The organism is Streptomyces sp. NPDC006339 (genome assembly GCF_040612775.1).
Taxonomy (GTDB): domain Bacteria; phylum Actinomycetota; class Actinomycetes; order Streptomycetales; family Streptomycetaceae; genus Streptomyces.
Genome location: NZ_JBEXQW010000041.1, coordinates 25,259 through 44,706, shown reverse-complemented (window position 1 = coordinate 44,706; position 19,448 = coordinate 25,259). Strand labels below are relative to the sequence as shown.

The 19,448-nt window shown below is 74.0% G+C and carries 13 protein-coding genes; 4 read left to right on the top strand and 9 right to left on the bottom strand.

Annotated elements, in window-relative coordinates:
- Positions 1-1,053 precede the first annotated feature (1,053 nt).
- A complete protein-coding gene (locus tag ABZ135_RS28720) occupies positions 1,054-2,025 on the top strand; it encodes a bifunctional riboflavin kinase/FAD synthetase (RefSeq protein WP_356699621.1) in 972 nt (323 codons plus the stop codon).
- Between the two features lie 39 nt (positions 2,026-2,064).
- On the opposite strand, the gene ABZ135_RS28715 is transcribed toward ABZ135_RS28720, so the two are convergent.
- Positions 2,065-3,312 (bottom strand): cytochrome P450, encoded by a 1,248-nt coding sequence (locus ABZ135_RS28715; RefSeq protein ID WP_356699557.1) that lies wholly within the window; start codon positions 3,310-3,312, stop codon positions 2,065-2,067.
- A 225-nt stretch (positions 3,313-3,537) separates the two neighbouring features.
- On the opposite strand from ABZ135_RS28715, the gene ABZ135_RS28710 reads away from it, so the two are divergent.
- Together ABZ135_RS28710 and ABZ135_RS28705 are read left to right on the top strand one after the other, a co-directional pair.
- Positions 3,538-4,683, top strand: coding sequence for a type III polyketide synthase (locus ABZ135_RS28710; protein WP_356699555.1), 1,146 nt, complete (start codon positions 3,538-3,540; stop codon positions 4,681-4,683).
- Positions 4,684-4,824: 141 nt separating this feature from the next.
- Positions 4,825-5,766, top strand: a complete 942-nt coding sequence (locus tag ABZ135_RS28705; protein ID WP_356699554.1) for a hypothetical protein — start codon at positions 4,825-4,827, stop codon at positions 5,764-5,766.
- Positions 5,767-5,850: 84 nt separating this feature from the next.
- Here ABZ135_RS28705 and ABZ135_RS28700 read toward each other — a convergent pair whose 3' ends face one another.
- The 8 genes from ABZ135_RS28700 to eccE all read right to left on the bottom strand — a co-directional run bounded on the left by ABZ135_RS28700 (position 5,851) and on the right by eccE (position 17,703).
- Positions 5,851-6,858 (bottom strand): ABC transporter ATP-binding protein, encoded by a 1,008-nt coding sequence (locus ABZ135_RS28700; RefSeq protein ID WP_356699552.1) that lies wholly within the window; start codon positions 6,856-6,858, stop codon positions 5,851-5,853.
- Positions 6,855-7,829 carry an ABC transporter ATP-binding protein gene (locus ABZ135_RS28695; protein WP_356699550.1) on the bottom strand — a complete coding sequence of 325 codons (975 nt, stop codon included), beginning with the start codon at positions 7,827-7,829 and terminating at the stop codon, positions 6,855-6,857. Before ABZ135_RS28695 ends, ABZ135_RS28700 begins: the two co-directional genes overlap by 4 nt.
- Entirely contained in the window at positions 7,826-8,770 is a 945-nt protein-coding gene (locus ABZ135_RS28690; protein WP_356699549.1) for an ABC transporter permease, read from the bottom strand. Before ABZ135_RS28690 ends, ABZ135_RS28695 begins: the two co-directional genes overlap by 4 nt.
- Positions 8,767-9,714, bottom strand: coding sequence for an ABC transporter permease (locus ABZ135_RS28685; RefSeq protein WP_356699619.1), 948 nt, complete (start codon positions 9,712-9,714; stop codon positions 8,767-8,769). The genes ABZ135_RS28690 and ABZ135_RS28685 overlap by 4 nt, the downstream gene beginning before the upstream one ends.
- Positions 9,715-9,846: 132 nt before the next feature.
- Positions 9,847-11,736, bottom strand: coding sequence for an ABC transporter substrate-binding protein (locus tag ABZ135_RS28680; RefSeq protein WP_356699617.1), 1,890 nt, complete (start codon positions 11,734-11,736; stop codon positions 9,847-9,849).
- Between the two features lie 206 nt (positions 11,737-11,942).
- Positions 11,943-15,008, bottom strand: coding sequence for an SCO5717 family growth-regulating ATPase (locus tag ABZ135_RS28675; RefSeq protein WP_356699547.1), 3,066 nt, complete (start codon positions 15,006-15,008; stop codon positions 11,943-11,945).
- Positions 15,009-15,283: 275 nt separating this feature from the next.
- A complete protein-coding gene (locus tag ABZ135_RS28670) occupies positions 15,284-16,171 on the bottom strand; it encodes a hypothetical protein (RefSeq protein ID WP_356699545.1) in 888 nt (295 codons plus the stop codon).
- Between the two features lie 206 nt (positions 16,172-16,377).
- Positions 16,378-17,703: a type VII secretion protein EccE gene (gene eccE, locus ABZ135_RS28665; RefSeq protein WP_356699543.1), complete on the bottom strand. Its 1,326-nt coding sequence runs from the start codon at positions 17,701-17,703 to the stop codon at positions 16,378-16,380.
- A 191-nt stretch (positions 17,704-17,894) separates the two neighbouring features.
- On the opposite strand from eccE, the gene eccB reads away from it, so the two are divergent.
- Positions 17,895-19,439: a type VII secretion protein EccB gene (eccB, locus tag ABZ135_RS28660; RefSeq protein ID WP_356699542.1), complete on the top strand. Its 1,545-nt coding sequence runs from the start codon at positions 17,895-17,897 to the stop codon at positions 19,437-19,439.
- Positions 19,440-19,448: the final 9 nt, after the last annotated feature.

The window sequence follows — 19,448 nt, the reverse complement described above, 5'->3', positions numbered from 1 at the left end:
GACCCCGCCCCGTCCGGACGCGCTCGCGGCCCCCGGTTCCTCGACCTCGCCGCCGAGCGGCTCATGGCCGACCCGCGCGGGGTGCAGCCCCTGCTGTGCCGGTGGTTCGGGGACGAGCGGCCCCTGGCCGCGGCCCCGGGCGCCACCGTCGGCACCGCCGCCCAGGCGCTGCTGCACACCCACCGCGCGCTCGCCGTGGACGATCTCTGCGAGGCCCTCGTCGCCACCGCCCACCCGCTCGCCGAAGGGCTGCTCGCGGCGCTCGCCGAGGACGAGCCGGCGGCGGTGTGCCGGGCCGTCGACCGGTGGGCGCACGACGACGGGCGCCCCGAGCGGCGCGCGGCCGCGGCGGCGTACGGCCTGCTCGTCGCCCCCCACGTGACGGCCGCCGCCGACCGCGACACCCTCCGGTACGCGGCCCTCGCCCTCCTCGCCCGCCCCGACGACCGGCCCCTGCACGGCGCCGCCCTCGGGCTGCTGCTCCGCGACCCGAACGTCCGCGGCCGGTTCCTGCCCCGCGCGCTCGCCGACCCCGACGTGCCCGTGGACGCCCTCGCCGCCGCCCTGCCCACCCACCCCGAACCGGTCCTCGACGCGCTCCGGGCCCGGCTCCACGGCCCCGACCCCGCGCCCGTGCTGCGCGTCCTCGCCGAGGTCGGCCCGCCCCGCCTGGCCCGCCGGGCCGCCGCCCTCGTCGCCGAATACGCCGAGCGGCACCCCGAGGGCGCGCCGCTGGTCGCCGCCTTTGTCGACCGCCGCCTGGAGGACGGCCCGGAGGCCCGCTGCGTCCTGCATCCCCTGGTCGTCCACCTCCTGACGCTCCCCGCGACCCGCGCCGCCCTCGCCGCCGCCCTCGGACCCGTCCTCACCGCGCCCGGCACCGGCGCCTCCCGCTTCCTCCGCAGGGAGCTCGCCGCCGAGCTCCGCGCCGCGCTCCGAGACATGGGCGACACGATGCCGATGCCTACGAAGTCGCATGCTCATGGCAGTCTTAGACCTGCGCCAACAGGCGTACACGCGGACTTGGGTACAGGCGGACGAGGAGCGGTCACAGTGCAGCGCTGGCGTGGCTTGGAGGACATCCCCCAGGACTGGGGGCGCAGCGTCGTCACCATCGGCTCCTACGACGGAGTGCACCGCGGGCACCAGTTGATCATCGGGCGGGCCGTGGAGCGCGCCCGCGAGCTCGGCGTCCCCTCGGTGGTCGTCACCTTCGACCCGCACCCCTCCGAGGTCGTCCGCCCCGGCAGCCACCCGCCGCTGCTCGCCCCGCACCACCGGCGCGCGGAGCTGATGGGCGAGCTGGGCGTGGACGCGGTGCTGATCCTGCCGTTCACCGCGGAGTTCTCGCAGCTCTCCCCGGCGGACTTCATCGTGAAGGTGCTCGTCGACAAGCTGCACGCCAAGCGCGTGATCGAGGGCCCCAACTTCCGCTTCGGCCACCGTGCCGCCGGCGACGTCGACTTCCTGGCCGAGCTCGGCGCCACGTACGACTACGACGTCGAGGTGATCGACCTGCGGGTGAGCGGCACGGCGGGCGGCGGCGAGCCGTTCTCCTCGACGCTCGCCCGCCGGCTCGTCGCCGAGGGCGACATGGCGGGCGCCGCCGAGATCCTGGGCCGCCCGCACCGCGTCGAGGGCGTCGTCGTGCGCGGTGCCCAGCGCGGTCGCGAGCTGGGCTTCCCGACGGCCAACGTCGAGACCCTGCCGCACACCGCGATCCCGGCCGACGGCGTCTACGCGGGCTGGCTGACCGCCGACGGCGAGCGGATGCCCGCCGCGATCTCGGTCGGCACCAACCCGCAGTTCGACGGCACGGAGCGGACCGTGGAGGCGTACGCGATCGACCGCGAGGGCCTCGACCTGTACGGCCTGCACGTGACCGTCGACTTCCTCGCCTACGTGCGCGGGATGCTCAAGTTCGACACCCTCGACGACCTGCTCGTGGCGATGGCCGACGACGTCGAGAAGTGCCGTGAGCTGACCGCCGCGTACGACGACGGCCGCCGCTCGCTCACCGGCTGACGCCCCCGCGGTGCCGCGCCCGGCCCCGGCCGGCGCTCCTCACCAGGTGACCCACAGCTCCTTCGGTCCGCGAATCAGGCCCTTGGACTGGAAGACCGTGTCCTCCGGCCGGTCCGCGAGCCGCAGCTCCGGGTAGCGGGTGAGCAGCGTCGACAGCATCACCTCGGACTCCATGCGGGTCAGCATCGCGCCCATGCAGTGGTGCGGCCCGTGGCCGAAGGAGACATGGCCGACACCCGTACGGTCGAAGTCGACGGTGTGCGGGTCCTCGAAGACCGCCGGGTCGCGGTTGGCGGCCAGGTAGGAGGCGTACACCGCCTCGCCGGCCCGGATCACCACCCCGCCGACCTCCACGTCCTCCAGGGCGATCCGGGGCAGGCCGACGCCGTTGCGGTGCGGGATCCAGCGCAGCAGCTCGTCCACGGCCTGGGGGAGCAGCTCCGGTTCGGCGCGCAGCCGGGCCGCCAGGTCCGGCCGGGTGAGCAGCAGATAGACCATGTTGGCGCTGTTGTTCCGTACCGCGTGCGCGCCGCTGATCAGGATCGCCATGGCGAGCGACACGGCCTCGTCGACGTCGATCCGGCCCTCGGCCAGGGACTCGGCCAGCACCCCGGCGAGGTCCTCGGCCGGCTCGGCCCGGCGCCGGTCGAGGAGCCGGGAGATGTAGCCGTGGATCTGCGCCTTCGCCGCCCGGCTGCTCTCCGGGCCGGGGCCGGAGGACAGGATCAGGTCCGGCCAGGAGGCGAGCTCCGCCCGGTCCTCCTCGGGGATGCCGAGCAGGTCGCAGACCACCGCCATCGGCAGCGGACCGTGCAGGTGCTTCATCAGGTCGGCGGGGCGCCCGGAGCGCTCCATGGCGTCGAGGAGCCGGTCCGTGGTCGCCTGGGCGAGCGGGCGGAGCCGTTTGGTCGACTGCCCGGTGAACGCCTTCGTCACCGCCTTGCGCAGTTGGGTGTGGTACGGCGGATCGGCGTAGTTCAGCGCCGCCTTGGAGGCCACCATGTGGCCGGTCATCTTGGTCACCTGGCGGTCCAGCAGGGCCGTCCGGCTGAACCGGGGGTCGGAGGTCACCGCGCGGACGTCGTCGTAACGGGTGACCAGCCACGCGTCGTGGTCCGCGCCGAACGGCAGCCGGATCCGGGCGACGGGCTCCTCGTGCAGCAGCTCGAGCAGCAGCGGGTCGAATTCGAGGGCCGGCAGGTCCTCGACCGCCCAGGTGCGGACGGGCCGCGGCGCGGCCGGGGGTTCGGACGTGACGGGTCCGGAGGTGACGGGTTCGGAGGTCATGAGGAGGCTGTTCCCGGCCGTGGGCGACCGCGACACGCCGGGGACCGACAGCCCCCTGAACGGAGGACGCGCCGGTACCGCCCTCCGGCGGCGCCGCACCCGCCCGGTTCGCCCGCCTGGCGGTCACGCTCCGCGACCGTCCGGTCGCCCTCGCGGTTGCGGGCTCGCGACGACGGGGTGAGTGTGGGCCCAGTTCACGGCGAACGAGACGAAGGAGCGCGTGTCGTGGTGACTCTGTGCAAACCCGCGGTGTCCGTACCCGAGTACGTGATCACGATGGAGGAGACCCTCGAGCTCGCCCGCTCACGCCATGCCGACCACCCCCAACTGGCCCTCGCGCTGCGGCTGATCGGGAACACGGGGGTCACCCGTCGGCACATCGTGCAGCCGATCGAGGAGACCCTGAAGCATCCCGGCTTCCAGGAGCGCAACGCGCTCTACGAGGCCGAGGCGAAGGCCCGCGTACCCGCGGTGATCAAGGAGGCCCTGGACAACGCCGGGCTGGGGCCCCAGGACATCGACATGATCGTCTACGTGTCGTGCACGGGCTTCATGATGCCCTCGCTCACCGCCTGGCTGATCAACACCATGGGCTTCCCCAGCCACACCCGGCAGATGCCCATCGCCCAGCTCGGCTGCGCGGCGGGCGGCGCGGCCGTCAACCGCGCCCATGACTTCTGCACCGCCTACCCGGACGCCAACGTCCTCATCGTGGCCTGCGAGTTCTGCTCGCTCTGCTACCAGCCCACCGACCTCGGCGTCGGATCGCTGCTGTCCAACGGCCTGTTCGGCGACGCGGTGGCCTCCGCCGTCGTGCGGGGCCGCGGCGGCACCGGCATCGCCCTGGAGCGCAACAACTCCTACCTGGTGCCCGACACCGAGGACTGGATCGCCTACAGCGTGCGCGCCACCGGCTTCCACTTCCTGCTCGACAAGCGGGTGCCCGGAACGATGGAGCCGCTCGCGCCGGCGCTGCGCGAACTCGCGGACGAGCACGGCTGGGACGCCGGGAAGCTGGACTTCTACATCATCCACGCGGGCGGCCCGCGCATCCTGGACGACCTCAGCCGCTTCCTCGAAGTGCCCCCGGAGGACTTCCGCTTCAGCCGCGCCACCCTGACGGAGTACGGCAACATCGCCAGCGCCGTCGTCCTGGACGCGGTGCGCCGGCTCTTCGAGGAGGGCGGCCTGCCGGAGGGCGCGCGGGGCATCCTGGCCGGCTTCGGCCCCGGGATCACCGCCGAGATGTGCCTGGGCCGGTGGACGAACGGGCAGCAGCCCGCGCCCGAGTCCGGCCTCGGCGCCCGCCGCATCGTGGGCTACTCGCCCCAGCACGGCGCCGCCACCCCGGCCCGTACGGCCGCCGCCTGACCTCCACCGGCCGGCCCTCCCCGAGCCTTTCCTCCACCGGCCGGCCCTTCCCGAGCCCGGCCTCCCGCCCGATCGCGTTCCCGCCCGACCGCGCGTCTTCCCGATCGCGTTCGCGGCCCCCACACCGCAGAGGAGAACCCCATGTCCGCCACCCCACCCTCCCTCCGCAGATCCCTGCGCGGCCCCGCCGCCCTGGCCGTCCTGGTCGCCGCCGCGGCCCTCACCGGCGCGCCCGCCCACGCCTCCGCCCGCGTGCCCATGCACCAGTGCTGGATCAACGACGTCCCCGCGCCCCCCGGCGCCCAGGTCAACGGCACGCCCCAGGACGACCACATCTTCTGCGACAGCGACATCGAGGGCGTCACCATCTCCGGCGGCACGGGCAACGACATGATCGAGGTCCGTGGCCTGGTCATCGACTCGGCCGTGATGGGCGGCGAGGGCGACGACGTCATCCGCGCCAAGCACCTGGTGCCGCAGACCACCTTCAGCATGGTGCGGGGCAACCGCGGCAACGACATCATCAAGGTGGCCACCGTGCACGGCGACGGGGCCAAGCTCGGCGCCGTCGTCCACGGCGACGACGGCAACGACAAGATCACCACCGGCTCGGTCCACGGCGCGCCCGGCCAGTTCAACCGGGGCGGCGGCATCGTCACCGGCAACGACGGCGTGGACACCATCAAGACCGGGGTGATCGACTTCTCCGGCCGGGTCCTCGGCGGCAGCGAGAACGACACCATCGAGGCCGCCGCGCTCGGCCCCGAGTCCGGCGGCATGATCCAGTCGGGCCCCGGCGACGACACGATCCAGGGCCCCGGCGGTGCCGTCCTGATCGTGGGCGAGCACTGGGGCACGGTGGACGCGGGCGTCGGCAGGGACACCTGCACCGTGAAGTCCGTCTCGACGCGGACCTCCATCAGCTCGTGCGAGATCCTCCCGAAGGGCTCCCAGGCCCAGAAGCCCGCGGGCCCGCCGCAGGACCCCGCCGCCCCGGACTCCGAGGCGCACCCGCCGCAGCACCCGGCCGAGCCGAACTCCGAGGCGCACCCGCCGCAGCACCCCGCCGAGCCGCCCCACTAGGCAGCACGGGCGGACGGAAGTCGACGTGAGGACGGGCCGCCGGGCCGGACCGGCGGCCCGTCCTCACGCATCGCCCCCGCCCGGTCAGCCCTCCACCCGCACCTCCCGCGCCCAGTGACAGGCCGTCTCCACCCGGTCCGCACCCGCCGCGAGCACCGGAAGGTCCTCCGTACGGCAGCGCTCCGCCACCCCGGCCGCCGCACCCGAGGCCAGCACGGGACAGCGCACATGGAAGCGGCAGCCGGACGGGATCCGCGTCGGGTCCGGCGGCTCGCCGGTCAGCACCACCGGATCGCCGTCGGACTCCGGCAGTACCGACAACAGCGCCCGCGTGTACGGATGCCGCGGCGCCGTCAGGACCGACTCGACGGGACCGGTCTCCACGATCCGGCCCAGATACATCACCGCCACCCGGTCCGCGATGTTCCACGCCAGACCCAGGTCATGCGTCACGACCAGCGCCGACAGGCCCAGCTCGTCGCGCAGCCGCAGCAGCAGGGCCAGGATCTCCCCGCGTACGGAGGCGTCCAGGGAGGCGACCGGCTCGTCCGCGACGATCAGCTCCGGCTCCAGGACCAGCGCGCCCGCGATGACCACCCGCTGGCGCTGGCCGCCGGACAGCTCGTGCGGATAGCGCAGGAAGAACCGCTCCGGAGGCCGCAGCCCGGCCCGCGCCAGGGCCTCGGCGACCGCGGCCCGCTCGTCCCCCGCGTACCCGTGGATCCGCAGCCCCTCCGCCACCGCGTCGTACACCGTGTGCCGCGGGTTCAGCGAACCGCTCGGGTCCTGCAGGACCAACTGGGCCCGCTTCCGGTACGCCTTGAGCGCCTTCCCCGTGTACGACAGGGGCGCGCCGGCGAACCGCACCGTGCCCCCGCTCGGCCGGACCAGGCCGAGCAGCGAGCGGGCCAGCGTCGTCTTGCCGCAGCCGGACTCACCGACCAGGGCCACGATCTCGCCCGCGCCGATGTCCAGGTCCACCCCGTCCACCGCCCGCGCGGACGGCGCGCCCCGCCGCCCCGGGAACACCACCCGCAGCCCCTCCGCCGACAGCAGCGGTCCGGCGGACGGCACGGAAACGTCCGGGCTCATGACGTGCTCCCCACGTGTACGCAGGCCGCCCGGCGCCCCGCGCCCGCCTCCCGCAGCTCCTGGTCCTGGTCCGCGCACCGCTCCACCGCCACCGGGCAGCGCGGATGGAAGGTGCAGCCACCCGGCAGATCGGCCGGGTCCGGCGGGTCACCCGGCAGACCGCGCGGGGCGCGCCGCGAGGCCGGGTCGCCGATGCGGGGGAACGCCGAGGACAGCGCCCGCCCGTACGGGTGCGCGGCGGCCTCGTACACCGCCTTCGCCGGCCCTTCCTCCACCACCCGCCCCGCGTACATCACGGCCAGCCGGTCACAGGTGTCGGCGAGCACCGCCAGATCGTGGCTGATCATCAGCAGGCCGATGTCCTGCTCGGCGACCAGCCGCTCGATCAGCCGCAGGATCTGGGCCTGGATCATCACGTCGAGCGCGGTCGTCGGCTCGTCCGCCACGATCAGCCGCGGATCGCAGGCCAGCGCCATCGCGATCATCACGCGCTGCCGCTGCCCGCCGGACAGCTCGTGCGGATAGGCTGCCGCCCGCGCCGCCGGCAGGCCCACGTGCTCCAGGAGCTCACCGACCCGGGCGCGGGCCGCCGCCGGGGTGGCCCGGCCGTGCACGAGCAGCGGCTCGGCGATCTGGTCACCGATCCGCCGTACCGCGTTCAGCGAGTGCATCGCGCCCTGGAAGACGATCGACGCCCCCGCCCAGCGCACGGCCCGTAGCCGCCCCCACTTCATGGTGAGCACGTCCTCGCCGTCCAGCAGGATCTCCCCGGTCATCCGGGCCGAGGCCGGGAGCAGCCGGAGCAGCGCGAGCGCCATCGTCGACTTCCCGCACCCCGACTCGCCCGCGACGCCCAGCTTCCGCCCGGCCGGCAGGGTGAGGTCCACGCCCCGTACGGCCGGGACGGCGGCCGGCCCCGACCCGTACGTCACCCTCAGATCCCGTACCTCGAGCAGTGGTTCCGTGCTCAACGCCCCACCCCCAGCCTCGGGTTGAGGACGGACTCGATCGCCCGCCCGCACAGCGTGAACGCCAGCGCGACCAGGGCGATGGCGAGCCCGGGCGGCGCCAGGTACCACCAGTGCCCGGACGAGACCGCGCCCGCCTCCCGCGCGTCCTGGAGCATGCCGCCCCACGACACCACGGTCGGGTCGCCGAGCCCGAGGAAGGCCAGGGTCGCCTCGGTGAGGATGGCCGTCGAGATGCCGAGCGTGGTCTGCGCCAGCACCAGCGGCATCACGTTCGGCAGCACGTGCCGGGTCATGACGTGCCCGTGCCCGCCGCCGAGCGCCCTCGCCCGCTCGATGTACGGGCGGGACTCGACGGCGATCGTCTGCGCCCGCACCAGCCGCGCGGTCGTCGGCCAGCTCGTCACGCCGATCGCCAGGACCACCGTCCACATCGACCGGGACATCACGGTGGCGAGCACGATCGCGAGGACCAGCGCCGGCATCACCAGGAACCAGTCCGTGATCCGCATGAGCACGGTGGAGAACCAGCCGCCGTAGTGCCCGGCGACGATCCCCACCAGGGTGCCGATGGCGACGGACAGCGCCGCGGCGAGGAGGCCGACCAGGAGCGAGATCCGGGCGCCCCAGATCAGCAGGCCGAGCAGCGAGCGCCCGAACTGGTCGGTGCCGAGCGGGAACGCGGCGCTCGGCGATTCGAGCGCGGTGCCGGGCGCCTTCGTCACCGACTGCACGTCGGCGCCGACGAGCAGCGGCGCGGCGAGCGCGAGCAGCCCGATCAGGGCGAGCCCCAGCAGACCGTAGAGCCCCGCCCGGTGACCGCGGTACTGCTTCCAGAAGCGGGCGACCGTGCGGCGCCTGCGCGCCCGGGCCAGAGAGGCCGCCGTCGGAGCGGCCTTCGCCGGCGAGGGCGTCGTCGGTGTGGTCTTCGGCGGTGAGGTCATCGGCCCACCCGGGGGTCGAGCAGCGGATAGAGCAGGTCGGCGATCAGGTTCATCACGATCATCGCTCCGGCGAACACCACGAACAGGCCCTGCACCAGCGGCAGGTCGGGCACGCTGAGCGCCTGGTAGAAGAGGCCGCCGAGCCCCGGCCAGGAGAACACCGTCTCCACCAGGATCGAACCGGCCGCCACATGACCGAGGTTGATGAAGACCATCGTCACCGTCGGGAGCAGCGCGTTCGGTACGGCGTGCCGGCGCCGTACGACGTCGTCGCGCAGCCCCTTCGCCCGGGCGGTGGTCAGATAGTCGCCGCCCATCTCGTCGAGCAGCGAGGACCGCATGACGAGCAGGGTCTGCGCGTAGCCCACGGCGACCAGGGTGAGCACCGGCAGCACCATGTGGTGGGCCACGTCGAGCACGTACCCGAAGCCCGTCTCGCCGGTGCCGGACTCCATGCCGCCGGTCGGGAAGAGGCCGGGGACGGGACCGACACCCACCGAGAACACGATGATCAGCAGCAGACCGAGCCAGAACGACGGCACCGACCACAGGGTCAGCGCCACGCCCGTGTTCAGCCGGTCGCCGAGGCTGCCGTGCCGCCATGCCGAGCGGGTGCCGAGCCACAGGCCGAGCGCCGAGTAGAGCAGCACGGCCGTGCCGGTCAGCAGCAGCGTCGCCGGGAGCTTCTGCGCGATGAGCTCGCCGACCGGGGCGCGGAACTGGTACGACATGCCGAGGTCGCCGGTCAGCGCCTTGGCGCAGTAGTCGGTGAACTGCTGCCACAGCGGCAGATCGAGCCCGAACTGCCTGCGCAGGGTCGCCAGTTGCTCGGCCGTGGTGGGCATCCCGTGGGTCATCGTCTTCACCGGGTCGCCCGGGATGATCCGGAACAGGAAGAAGCTGGTGACCAGCACGGCGAGGAGCGAGACGGCCGCGCCGGCCAGCTTCCCCGCCGCGTGACGGAGATAGGCGGCGGCGGTGCCGGCCCGTGCGCCGCCCTCCGTGGCCTGGACCGACCCGGTGCCGGCGTCGGTCCTGGCCACGGCGGAGGCGGGGGTGCTTGCGCTCGTCACGGGCTACTCGCGGTCGTCTGCGGTGGTGCGGCGGCGCAGCCCGAGGAAGATCCCGACCCCGACCACGACCACGACGGCCGCGCCGATCCCGATCACCACGCCGGTGGACGAGCCGTCGCCGGACCCCTCGTCGGAGGTCCGCGCCGCGGGCACGGCCGACCACCAGCTCCAGTAGCCGTCCTGGCCCCACAGGTTGCCGGCGGCCTCGGGCATGGTGGTGATGGAGGCGATGTGGTCGGTGCGGTATGCCTCCAGGGCGTTCGGGTACGCGAGGATGTTCATGTACCCCGTGTCGTAGAGCCGCGACTGCATCCGCTTGACGATGTCGGCCCGCTTGGCCGCGTCGTACTCGACGGCCTGCTGCGCGTAGAGCGCGTCGAACTGCGGGTCGCAGATGAAGTTGTCGGTGGCGCCGGTGTCCTTGGGGGTCGCGGGCAGCGTGCCGCAGGTGTGGATGGACAGCACGTAGTCCGGGTCCGGGTTCACCGACCAGCCGTCGAAGGCCAGGTCGTAGTCGCCCTTCACCCACGGGTCGGAGACGCTGTCCAGGCACTCGACCTTCAGCCCGATGCCGAGCTTGCCCCACCACTCCTGGAGGTACTTGCCGACGGCCTTGTCGTTGGGGTCGGTGGCGTGACACAGGATGCGGAAGTCCAGCGGCCTGCCGTCCTTGCCGATCCGCTTGCCGGCGCCGTTCTTCCGGTAGCCGGCGGCGTCGAGGACCCGCTCGGCCTCGGCGGGGTCGTAGGCCCGCTTCTGGCCCTCGGCCGGCTTCCAGAAGTACGAGCCGAAGCGCGGCGGGATGTAGCCCTCGCCCTCGACGGCGTGGCCCTGGAAGACCTTGTCCACGAGGGTGGCCCGGTCCACGGCCAGGAACAGCGCCTTGCGCACCGCGGGGTCGAGCAGCGCCTTGTGCCCGTTGCCGAAGGTCCTGCCGTCCTTGGCGCGGGCGCCCGGGTTGGTGGCGAGGGCGAAGAAGCGGCGGCCGGGGGCGTCGTTGACCTTGATGTTCTTCTGGGTCTTCAGGGCGGCCGCCTGAGCGGGCGTCAGGTTCGGTACGAAGGACACCTCGCCCTTCTGGAGGGCGGCGACGGCGGCGTCACCGTCCTTGTAGTACTTGAAGACCAGCTCGTCGAACTTGGGCGCGCCGCGCCAGAACTTCTTGTTCGGCTCGAGCTTGATGTACTGGTCGACCTTGAAGTCCGTGATGACGAAGGGTCCGTTGCCCACGATCGGGAACTGCCGGTCGTTGTTGAACTTCGAGAAGTCGGTGACCTTCTCCCACACGTGCTTGGGCACGATCGGCACGTCCAGGGCCGTCATCGTCGCCTGCGGCTTCTTCAGCTCGATGACGAGGGTCCGCGGGTCGGGCGCGGTGACCTTCTTGAAGTTCGCGGTGAAGCTGCCGTTGGCGGTGGCCGCGTTCGGGTCGGTCATCATCGTGGTGAAGGTCCACGCGGCGTCCTCGGCGGTGACCGGCTTTCCGTCGGACCAGGTGGAGTCCTCGCGGATCGTGTACGTCCAGGTCAGCTTGTCGGGCGAGGACTTCCACGCGGTGGCCAGGCCCGGGATCGGGCGCGCGTCCTTCACGTCGTAGTTGGTCAGGTACTCGTAGGCCAGCCGGTGGATGCTGGTCGAGACGAGCTTCTGGGCGAGGAACGGCGAGAGCGAGTCGACGCTCTGCGAGACGGCGACGGTGAGCGTCGTGCCGGCGGGCTTGTCGTCCGCCCGCGCCGCCTGGGCCGCCTGCGCCGCTTGGGCGGCCTGGGCCGGCTGCGTCGCCTGGGCCGCCTGGGGGACCGCGACGAGCGAGGCGGCGGTGACCCCGGCCGCGGCGAGGAGACGGACGGCTCTGTGGGTGGGGGCCGGACGGGGTGGGACCTTCGTGACCATGACCATGGGGCGTGACCTCGCGTCGGGATGCGTGCGTCGGGGGAAGTGCCGTGGATCTTGGGCTGACGATGGATGAAGCGAAGGTTTATCAGCGGTGATCTGCCGTCGTCAACGATCCCTCAAACCCCATGTGGTCTGCGGGAATGCCACGAGGCCCCGTACCGGAACACCGGTACGGGGCCTCATTGGTCTACTCCTGTGACGCCTTACTGCTGAGGGGCTGGCGGTGCCTGCGGAGGCTGCTGCTGCCAGTTCGGCGGCACCTGGCCGGGGGCCTGGGCCTGCGGTTGCCCCTGGGCCTGCGGGTCGGCGTGCGGGTCGGCGTGCGGCGGGAGCGGCTGCGCCGGGGGCTGCTGCCAGCCCTGCGGCACACCGGGCGCACCGGCCGGCCCGGGCTGCGCCCCGTACGGATGTCCGGGTGCGGGCTGTGCTCCGTACGGCTGACCCGGAACCGGCTGGCCGGGGGCCGCCTGCGGCGGGTAGGGCTGCTGCGGGAACGGCTGGCCGGGCACGGGCGCGGCCCCGTACGGCTGACCCGGCGCGGGCTGCTGCGGCGCGTAGGGCTGACCGGGCATCGGCTGGCCGGGGGCGGGCTGACCCGACATCGGCTGACCGGGCATCGGCTGCCCCGGCACGGGCTGGCCCTGATGACCCGGCATCGGCGGGGCCATGTGCGGAGGCATCGCGCCCTGTCCGTCACCGGTCCACAGTCCCTGCGCCTGCTGCGCCCGTACGAAGTCCTCGGCCACCATCGCCGACAGGTGGAAGTACGCCTCGCGGGTCTTCGGCCGCATCATGTCGAGGTCCACCTCGGCGCCGGCCGCCAGGTGCTCGTCGAAGGGCACCACGACCACACCGCGGCAGCGGGTCTGGAAGTGCTGCACGATGTCCTCGACCTTGATCATCTTGCCGGTCTCGCGGACCCCGGAGATGACCGTGATCGACCGCTGCACCAGCTCCGCGTACCCGTGCGCCGACAGCCAGTCGAGCGTCGTCGAGGCGCTGGAGGCACCGTCCACGGACGGCGTCGAGATGATGATGAGCTGGTCGGCCAGGTCGAGCACGCCGCGCATGGCGCTGTAGAGCAGACCGGTGCCGGAGTCGGTCAGGATGATCGGGTACTGCTTGCCCAGGACGTCGATCGCCCGCCGGTAGTCCTCGTCGTTGAAGGTCGTCGAGACGGCCGGGTCCACGTCGTTGGCGAGGATCTCCAGGCCGGACGGCGCCTGCGAGGTGAAACGGCGGATGTCCATGTACGAGTGCAGGTACGGGATCGCCTGCACCAGGTCGCGGATGGTGGCCCCGGTCTCGCGCCGCACCCGCCGGCCGAGCGTGCCGGCGTCCGGGTTGGCGTCGATGGCCAGGATCTTGTCCTGCCGCTCGGTGGCGAGGGTCGCGCCGAGCGCGGTGGTCGTCGTGGTCTTGCCGACGCCGCCCTTGAGGGAGATGACCGCGATCCGGTAGCAGGACAGCACCGGCGTGCGGATCAGCTCCAGCTTCCGCTGCCGCTCCGCCTCCTCCTTCTTGCCGCCGAGCTTGAAGCGTGCCGAAGCGCCCGGGTTGCGGCTCGACTTGGGCTTCTGCTTGTTGTTGCGCAGCAGCCGGTCGGAGGACAGCTCGACGGCGGCGGTGTACCCGAGCGGCGCGCCCGGCACGGAGCGCTCGCGCTGGTCGTGCGTCACCGCCGACGGCCACGCCGCCCCGGTCCGCGGATCGATCGCCGGCGAACCGGGCGCGGGCGCGGGCTGCGGCATCTGACCGGGATGCGGGAAGCCGTAACCGGCCTGCGGCGGTACGGGACCGGGCGCGGCGGCGTGCGGCAGGGGCTGCGGCGGGGCCTGGCCGGGGTGCGGGAAGCCGTAGCCGCCCTGGGGGTCCGGGGCCTGGGACGGGGGCTGGCCGGGCTGGCCCGCCTGGGCGGGATGCGGGAAGCCGTAGCCGCCCTGGGGCGGCTGGGCCTGTGCCGGGGCGGGGGGCTGGCCGGGCTGTCCGGGCTGACCGGACTGTCCGGGGTGGCCCGGGTGCGGGAAGCCGTAACCGCCCTGCTGCGGTACGGGGCCGGGGGCGCCCGGCACCGGGGGCGCGGGCCAGGACGCGGCGGCGGGCAGCGGCGCGGCCGGCGGCACCGGCTGGTCGCCGCCCGGGGCTCCCTGCGCGGGCCACTGCGGCGCGGACGCGGGCGTCGCGGGCTGGAACGACGGCGGCAGCGGCGGCAGCCCGGGGGTCTGTGGCGGCAGCGGCGCACCGACGGGCGGCAGCGGGGCGGCCGGTACGGCGTCCTGCGGCTGGTCGGCGGGCGTGGTGGGCGCGGCCGGAGTCTCTGCGGCCGGAGCCGGAGCCGGAGCCGGAGCCGGAGCCGCGGCCGGGTTCCCGGGGTCGGGCTGAGCCGTGCCGGCGTCGCCCTCGGCCGGGCCGGCCGCGCCGTCCGCCGGGGCGCCGCCCTCGGGCGCCTCTGTCCCGGCCTCGGATGCCGTCTCCGTCTCCGCCTCCGTGCTCGCGGCGGCGGCCGGGTCGGCGCCGTCGTCGGACGGCGCGGCGCCCTCCGGCCCCGAGCCCGACGCGGAGTCCTCGGTCCGCTCACCGTCGGCCGTGACGGGCCCGGTCGTGTCGGCATCGCCGGACTCCGGCTCCCGCGTGACCTGCTCTGGCTGCGCGGCCTGCCGCGACACGTCGTCGGATCCCACGGCGGCAGCCGTGGCGGGGCCGTCCGTGGAGGCGGTCGCGTGACCGGCCGTGTCCAGCGGCGCGGGCACCGGAGCCGCTGCCGACGGCGCCGACGGCGCCTCGGTCGCGCCGCCCTGCTGCTCGGCCAGCTCCGCCATCTCGCGCTTCAGCGCGGCGGGGGAGAAGCGCATGGTCGCCCCGCTCTCCACGTCCCCGCCGCCGAACGACGCCGTCGCGGGCGCGGGCGCGGACTCGGGCTGGGCTGCGGGCTGCGGGGTGGCGGCCGCCGGAGCGGGCGCGGCAGGCGTGGCCGGAGGCACCGGCGCGGCAGGCGGCACCGGCGCGGCCTGAGGCGGCGGCGTCGGAGCCCAGGCCGCCTCGTAACCACCGCTCGCCGGCTGGCCGGGGACCGCGAGCGGCGCCCCGGTCGGCGGCGGAGGAGTCGGCGCACCGCCCCCCGTACCGCCCGACGACGCGTTCTGCGTGTACCAGGCCGGCGGGGTGTAGTCGATGGTGAACTCACCCGTCATCTCGGCGGGATCTGCGTCGGACTGATCGTCGACGGGCGGGTTCCAACCCCCGTTGATCTCGTCCCGATCGCGGTTCACTTTGCCTCCTGGTGTGGTCGCGCACCCTTGTGCAGTCGTGGGCGGGCACATCCCACCCTAAACGCCAATCGGGTCCGCCCGGCAGGGCCGCAGGCCCGCCGCCGCCCCGCGCGCCGACGGCACGCGACCCCCAAGTGACCCGCAGGTACCGGAGAGTGAAACCCCGGGCGCTCCAAACCCGTACAAAAGTGGACAGGTTCGGCTGTATGTCGTGTGTTCGCGTCCGCGGTGTCCGCGTCCGCTTCTTGTTCCGTCTTCCCGAAGGCGGACCGGGGTCAGTCCATCCGGCGGGCGCCGCCCAGCAGTCCCGTCTCGGCGTCCGTGGCCTGTGTCATCACGAACTGCCGGTCGTTCGGCGTGCACCAGAGCGTCACCCCGTCGGCCAGCGTGGACAGCGCCTCCCACTCCGCGCGCTGGAGGCCCATGATGCGGCCGATCTGCGCGGCCTCGTCGGGGGAGACCCGCTGCACTCCGACGAGCGAGGACTTCTCGAGGAGCCGCGGGGCGACCGGGCTCAGATAGGGGAGGAGCGTGACGACCGACTGCCAGGGGCCGGAGACGACCCGGCCGCGCGGCGGCCGCATGCCGCAGTCGCGGACCACGACCACGGGGCTGCCCGCGGACGCGCCCTGCGGCGGCACCCGGCCCACGTCGTGCAGGGTGACGCAGGGCTGCCCGCCGCCGGCCGCCTGCGCGAGCGCCGTCCACGCCTGGGCGCGGCCGGTCTCGACCGCGACGCGGGCACCGGTCGCCGCCGCCCGCAGCGCCAGGACCTGCGCGGTCCACAGTCCGCCGATGAGCGTGACGTCGTACGGGCTGGGCTGGTTGATGCCAAGGACCGCGGGCCGGCCCTCGGCGTCCACGCCCACGACCACGCCGTCGTCGCCCACCGGCAGCGCCAGCGCCCCCAGTTGGTCCACGGGGACCGAGTGGCGGTCGCGGCGCGGGCCGATGAGCCCGAAACCGAACCGGGGCTTCGTGCCCCGCCCCGTACGCCGGGCGGCCCGCCCGCGGCCCGCGTGGGACCGCCGCGCGGGCGCACCGCCGGCCGGCCCGCCCGGCGCCCCGGGCGCGACCCCGCCGGACACACCGCCGCCCGCCCCGAAGCCACCCGCGCCCGGCCCGCCGGCCATCTGTCCGCCCGCGCCCGGCCCACCGGCCACCGGCGCACCCGCTACCGGCGCACCCTGCATCTGGCCACCGGCCACCGGCCCACCGGCCATCCGCCCGGCCGTCGCGGGTCCGCCCGCCACCGGTCCGCCTGCCACGGACCCGCCCGCCACCGGTCCGCCCGCCACCGGTCCACCCGCCACCGGTCCACCGGCCACCGGTCCGCCCGGGCCGGGTCGCCCCATCGCCGGAGTCGTCATCAGCGCGCACCCCCCAGCGGCAGCGTCGCCAGCATGCCGGGCACCTGTTCGCGGTCGAGCCGCACCAGACCCGTCTTCACACCGCGCGCCGCGCGCTCCAGTTCGTGCCGGGCCGCCACCAGCTCCTCGTCGCTGCGCCCGGTGATCCGTACATGACCGGTGACCGTCACCTCCTGGCGGTCACCACCGCTCAGCGTCAGGCTGAAGGTCGTCGCGAGCGCGGGCAGCGAGGTCAGCAGCGCCACCAGTTGCGGCATCGACGCCCCCGCGCCACCCGCGCCGCCCAACTGGGGCCAGCGCCCCACCCAGTACGTCGTGTGCCGCCGGTCGTCGACCCGCCAGGTGCGCGCCGTCTCCTGCGTGCGCCGCCCCGGCGCCTGGCCCCGGCCCGCCTGGGCTATCGCCATCGGGCTCGCGCACGTCGAGGTGGCGAGGGCGGAGGTGAGCTCCTGCTCGGTGAGGACCGTGGCCCGGAAACCGGCGCCGGACAGCCGGCTCGCCAGTTGGTCCGCCGCCCGCACGAGACACTTCTGCGCGCCCGTCAGACCGCCGCCGCGCGCCTCGACCGCCTCCGGGCACAGCTCCGGGTCCAGCTTCAGCGCGATCCACGTGATGCGGACCGCCGGCGAACCCGTCTGCGCCTGCAGCGGCCCGTAGTTGCGGGCCGCCATGGACTGCGCGGGCAGATGCGGCGCCGGCGCGGGCTGCGTGTGCTGCACGACCTGCGCGGACTCCAGCCGGATGCCGTCCACCGACAGCACGTCCCGGACCAGACCCACGGGCAGCGGCCGCGCCCCACGGTCGGGACGCAGCGCCGAGCCCTCCGACTCGACCCGTACGACCGCCGTGAGGAAGGTGCCGTCGCCGATCATCCCGATCGGGCGCCGGTCACGGTCGCTGTACGTGTACGTGCGCAGCGCGGGGTCCGCCTCCACCACCGGCGCGAGCCCCGGCTCCGTGCCCTCCGGCACGGTGAAGGAGGCCGCCCGGCGGGTGCGGGCCCGCAGCGCCAGGAAGGTGGAGAGCCACTCGGGCAGCGAACGCCGGTGCCGGCGCACCACCGCGAGCAGCACCAGCAGCGCCGCGACCACACCGGCCGGCACGAGGAGCAGCTTGTCGACGACCGCGGCGACGAACAGCAGCGCCGCCGCCACCTCGATCAGCACGAGCTGTTGCAATCGGAACGCACCGAAGTGTCCCGGGCGCGCCTGGAGCCTCGGCGAGACCGAGGACGGAACCGGCGAACCGGACCCCTGCGAGGAGGCAGCGGGGGGCGCGGAAGTGGACACGGCCGCAGCGGGCCGCGTCCGCGTCGCGGAAGCCATGATGGAGAATCCCCCTCAATTCGTCCCGATCACCCTCGCTCGCCAGGCCATTGGCGGCTGGATCACCCTACCCGCCCCACGAGCACGGGCGGACAGCAGGCATAGTAGGGGGCCGGTCCGACAGCCGGGGCCCGGGCGCCATGATCCCCGGACTCCCGCGCGAAGACTGCGCCTGACGAAAATGGGGACTCATGGCATCACGGCGGGACGAGCTCAACGCGTACACCTTTGCGAAGAAGCGCACGGTCGCGGCATTCCTCCAACCCTCTCCCTCCGGTACGGAGGAGGGGGCGCCCAAGCCGCTGCGCGCGGTGCTCCCCGGGCTGATCGTCGGCGCGCTCGTGATCGCCGGCTTCGGCGCCTGGGGCATGTTCAAGCCGACCGCGCCCAAGGGATGGGACGAGCCCGGCACCAAGGTGATCGTCGGCAAGCAGTCCACCACCCGCTATGTGGTGCTCACCACCGGCAAGGGCAAGGACAAGAAGACCCTGCTCCACCCGGTCCTCAACCTGGCCTCCGCGCGGCTGCTGCTCAACCCCGACGACTTCCAGGTCGTCCAGGTCGACGACAAGACCCTCGACGAGGGCAAGCCGCCGCGCGGCCCCATCCTCGGCATCCCGTACGCCCCCGACCGCCTCCCCGCCGCCCAGGACGCCGGCACCGCCAAGCGCTGGGCCGTCTGCGAGCAGCCCGGCGGCGGCAACGGCGGCAGCGTGCAGAAGGCCACCTTCCTCTTCGCCCAGCGCGACCTCGCCCGCACCGAGAACAGCAGCAAGCTGAAGGCCGGTCAGATCCTGTACGTGAAGGGGCAGAAGGACAGTGCCCAGTACCTGGTCGACCACACCGGCACCAAGTACCGCGTCAACGACAAGTCCCAGGCCCTCACCACCGCGCTCTTCGGCGTCAACCGCGAGCCGCAGCAGGTCACCGACGACTGGCTGGCCACCCTGAAGACCGGCAGCCCCGTCGACTTCCCGCAGATCCCCGGCCCGGTCGGCGCCGACGCCCACGTCGACGGCGGCCTCACCCCCGCCCAGGACCGGGTCGGCATGGTGCTCCTCACCCAGACCGGCTCCGGCCCCCAGCACTACGTCGTGCTCCAGGGCAAGGTGCAGCCGGTCTCCGGCTTCACCGCCTGGCTGCTCATCCAGTCCCCGCAGACCGACATGCTCGACATGAAGGGCGAGGCGTCCGCCGTCGACCAGGCGTCGGTCAGCCCCGACTCCGCCTACTTCGGCGCCGGACTGCGCTGGCCCGAGCTCAAGTCCGCCCAGGTCAACTCCGTGGGCGGCGCGGGCTCCCGCGACACCGTCTGCTCCGTCCTGGAGAGCGTGGACTCCAAGGGCAGGCCCACCCTCTCCACCTGGGCCGGCACCAAGTACCCCGCCGACATCACGGCCGGCGGCACCAGCACGTACGTCACCCCCGGCACCGGCCTGCTCTACACCCAGATCCAGGGCAACCAGTCCCGGCCCGACGGCTCGCTCTTCCTCGTCACCGACACCGGACTGCGCTACGCGGTCCAGGCCAACGGCGACAGCGACTCCGGCCGCTCCGAGATCGGCGCCCCCGAGCAGAACCAGCAGACCGACGGGCGCCCGGAACCCAGCGACGCGCAGAAGCGTCTCGGCTACGAGAAGGTCACCCCGGTGCTCGTCCCGCTGGAGTGGTCGGAGTTCCTGTCGAAGGGCCCACGCCTCGACACCAACAGCGCACGCCAGCCGCAGGGTTCGTGAGGGGGATCG

What these genes read in the sequence shown, in the direction of transcription:
- eccB (WP_356699542.1), top strand. Translation starts at nt 17,895, where the DNA reads ATGGCATCACGGCGGGACGAGCTCAACGCGTACACCTTTGCGAAGAAG.
- ABZ135_RS28705 (WP_356699554.1), top strand. Translation starts at nt 4,825, where the DNA reads ATGTCCGCCACCCCACCCTCCCTCCGCAGATCCCTGCGCGGCCCCGCC.
- ABZ135_RS28690 (WP_356699549.1), bottom strand. Translation starts at nt 8,770, where the DNA reads ATGACCTCACCGCCGAAGACCACACCGACGACGCCCTCGCCGGCGAAG.
- ABZ135_RS28680 (WP_356699617.1), bottom strand. Translation starts at nt 11,736, where the DNA reads ATGGTCACGAAGGTCCCACCCCGTCCGGCCCCCACCCACAGAGCCGTC.
- ABZ135_RS28700 (WP_356699552.1), bottom strand. Translation starts at nt 6,858, where the DNA reads ATGAGCCCGGACGTTTCCGTGCCGTCCGCCGGACCGCTGCTGTCGGCG.
- ABZ135_RS28715 (WP_356699557.1), bottom strand. Translation starts at nt 3,312, where the DNA reads ATGACCTCCGAACCCGTCACCTCCGGACCCGTCACGTCCGAACCCCCG.
- eccE (WP_356699543.1), bottom strand. Translation starts at nt 17,703, where the DNA reads ATGGCTTCCGCGACGCGGACGCGGCCCGCTGCGGCCGTGTCCACTTCC.